At 59.6% G+C, this 3,357-nt stretch carries 2 protein-coding genes; one reads left to right on the top strand and one right to left on the bottom strand.

The annotated features are described in order from the left end of the window. Nucleotides 1-113: 113 nt before the first annotated feature. Nucleotides 114-551, bottom strand: a complete 438-nt coding sequence (locus tag EJA71_RS18015) for a YkgJ family cysteine cluster protein (protein ID WP_008080573.1) — start codon at nt 549-551, stop codon at nt 114-116. A 260-nt stretch (nt 552-811) separates the two neighbouring features. Here EJA71_RS18015 and EJA71_RS18010 point away from each other — a divergent pair, with 260 nt between their 5' ends. Further along, a complete protein-coding gene (locus tag EJA71_RS18010) occupies nt 812-3,262 on the top strand; it encodes a glycogen/starch/alpha-glucan phosphorylase (RefSeq protein WP_158958967.1) in 2,451 nt (816 codons plus the stop codon). Nucleotides 3,263-3,357 lie beyond the last annotated feature (95 nt).

The following is a 3,357-nucleotide window of genomic DNA, read 5'->3' as shown; positions in this document are numbered from 1 at the left end:
CAGCTCCCACAGGGTTTTGGGTCGTATATAAAATATGTGTACGACCACAATCATTGTGGGAGCTGGCTTGCCAGCGATGGCGGCCGGTCAGCCGCCGAAAATCTCAGGCCCGATCAAAACTTCTCGATCGCGCGGAAATTCTGCTCGCGCACCACTTCCTTCGGCTTATAAGCGCAATACCCCGGCCGCGGCCCGATCTTCGGGTGATTGCGGCAGGTATCCGGGCGCTTGTCATAAATGGTGCACAGGCGGCTCTTACGATCCAGGTAGTAGCAATCGTTGTTGCTCATGCGCTGCAGGGTGAAGATGCCGGACTTCTGATTGAAGCGCTCGACCAGACCTTCCTTTTGCAACCGCTTGGCGATGTTCTTCGGCGGGTCGCCCAGTTCGAATTCGTCGACCACACCGATGCGCACCAGATCCTTGATCTTCACCTCAACCGGCAGCGTGCAGCAGCTGGAAATGCAGGAGCCGCACATCGGGGCCGAATATTTCGCCCACGTATCGAGACGATCGATCTCGGCGGCGGCAATCAGGTTGGGCTTCATCATCGGGAGTTACCAGGCGTGTATGCATCAGGGCGCGCGATCATACCGGGACTGGTGGATTTTTGAACAACCTTTCGCCAGATTTTTTCTCGATGCAGGCACATTGCCTGGTTATTCGGCACGGCCCCTGCATTCATTAGCTCATCCGCCAAGGTAATGCCGGGCCATCTCACAGTCTCAGGAAATACTGCCGAACCAGAGCCTCGACCGTCTGTCAGACCGTCTAGGCTCAGACAATTCCCCGCTCGCTCGAGGTCCTATCGATGACTCAAGAACCACTAGTTCGCGAAGCAGAGGTGGCCGCATTCCGCGACGCCGTCTTGACCAAACTCACCTATGCGGTGGGCAAAGACCCTGATCACGCCTTCGACCATGACTGGTTCGAAGCCATTGCACTGGCAGCGCGTGATCACATGGTCGAACACTGGATGGATCACACCCGGCAGATTTATCGCAAAGGCCAGAAGCGGGTGTATTACCTCTCGCTGGAATTCCTCATCGGCCGTTTGCTCTACGACAGCCTGAGCAACCTCGGCCTGCTCGACGTCGCCCGTGAAGCGCTGACCGAACTCGGCGTGGATCTGGAACGCATCCGTTTGCTCGAGCCCGACGCGGCGCTCGGCAATGGCGGCCTCGGGCGTCTGGCGGCGTGCTTCATGGAGAGCATGTCGACCCTCGGCATTGCCGGCCACGGTTACGGTATTCGTTATGAACACGGTTTGTTCCGCCAGGCCATCGTCGACGGCTGGCAGCAGGAGCAAACCGAACATTGGCTGGATTTCGGCAACCCGTGGGAGTTTGAGCGGCCAGAGGTCGTCTACTCCATCGGCTTCGGCGGCAGCGTCGAGACGGTCACCGACGTTTCCGGCAAATCCAAACAAGTCTGGTCGCCAGCAGAAACCGTTCGCGCGATTGCTTACGACACGCCGGTGGTCGGCTGGCGCGGGGCGAGCGTCAACACCTTGCGACTGTGGCGTGCCCGCGCCATGGAAGATTTGCACCTGGAGCGCTTCAACGCCGGCGACCACCTGGGCGCTGTCGCCGAAGTGGCGCGAGCGGAAAGTATCTCCCGCGTGCTCTACCCGGCGGACAGCACTGAAGCAGGGCAAGAACTGCGCCTGCGTCAGGAATATTTCTTCGTCGCCGCCTCCCTGCAGGATCTGCTGCGCCGTCATCGCAACATGCACACCTCGGTGCTGACCCTCGGCGATCACGCGGCGATTCAGCTCAACGACACCCACCCCTCGATCGCCGTCGCCGAATTGATGCGCCAACTGGTCGACGTCTACGACGTGGCGTGGGATGCAGCGTGGCAAGTCACCGTCGACACGCTGTCGTACACCAACCACACGCTGTTGCCGGAAGCGCTGGAAACTTGGCCAGTCGGGTTGATGGAACGCATGCTGCCGCGACACATGCAGATCATTTACCTGATCAACGCTCAGCACATCGATTCGCTGCGGGCCAAGGGCATTCACGATTTCGACGTGCTGCGCGCGGTGTCGTTGATCGAGGAAGACAACGGTCGCCGGGTGCGCATGGGCAACCTCGCGTTCCTCGGTTCGCACAGCGTCAACGGCGTGTCCGGCCTGCACACGCAGCTGATGCGCAAAACCGTATTCGCTGAATTGCACAAGCTGTATCCGGAGCGGATCAACAACAAAACCAACGGCATCACCTTCCGCCGCTGGCTGTATCAGGCCAACTCCGAATTGACCTCGATGCTGGTCGATGCGCTGGGCCCGGACTTGCTCGATAACCCTGAGGAGCGTTTGCTCGATCTCGAGCCGTTCGCCGAGAAACCCGCGTTCCGCAAAGCTTTCGCCGAGCAACGGCTGCACAGCAAGAAAGCGCTGGCGTATCTGATTCACGAACGCTTGGGCATCGCGGTCAACCCGGCGGCGATGTTCGATGTGCAGGTCAAACGGATCCACGAATACAAACGCCAGTTGCTCAACCTGTTGCACACCGTGGCGCTGTATCAGGCGATTCGCGCCGAGCCAGAAGTCGACTGGGTGCCGCGAGTGAAGATCTTTGCCGGCAAGGCTGCGGCGAGTTATCACCAGGCGAAACTGATCATCAAGCTGACCAACGATATCGCGCGGGTGGTGAACAACGATCCGACCGTGCGCGGTCTGCTGAAAGTGGTCTTTCTGCCCAACTACAACGTCAGTCTGGCGGAGAGCATCATTCCGGCGGCGGACTTGTCCGAGCAGATTTCCACCGCCGGCTTCGAGGCCTCAGGCACCAGTAATATGAAGTTCGGCCTCAACGGCGCGCTGACCATCGGCACGCTGGATGGCGCCAACGTGGAAATGTGCGAACGCATCGGCGCCGAGCACATGTTCATCTTCGGCCTCAGCGCGCAGCAGGTGGAAGCGCGTAAGCAGAATCATGAGTTCAGCGCCTTGCCGGACATCGCCGCCTCGCATCGTCTGAATGACGTGCTGCAAGCGATTCGCGGCGGGGTGTTCTCGCCGGATGACACGTCGCGCTACACCGGGTTGATCGACTCGCTGGTGGATTACGACCGCTTCCTGGTCTGTGCCGATTTCGACTCTTACTGGGAAGCACAGAAGCGCGTTGAAGCGCACTGGCACGATGCTAACAACTGGTGGCGTTCGGCAGTGCTCAACACGTCGCGGATGGGCTGGTTCTCCTCCGACCGGACGATTCGCGAATACGCCACGGATATCTGGAAAGCACTGGAGTAACTTTCCACTCGGCTCGATATAATCGCGCGCCGGAAAAGATCGCAGCCTGCGGCAGCTCCTACACAGGTGTTCACGTAACCCTGTAGGAGCTGCCG

The organism is Pseudomonas sp. PB106 (genome assembly GCF_009764645.1).
In the GTDB taxonomy this organism is placed as follows: Bacteria; Pseudomonadota; Gammaproteobacteria; order Pseudomonadales; family Pseudomonadaceae; genus Aquipseudomonas.
This window is presented reverse-complemented; position numbering and strand designations above follow the sequence as displayed.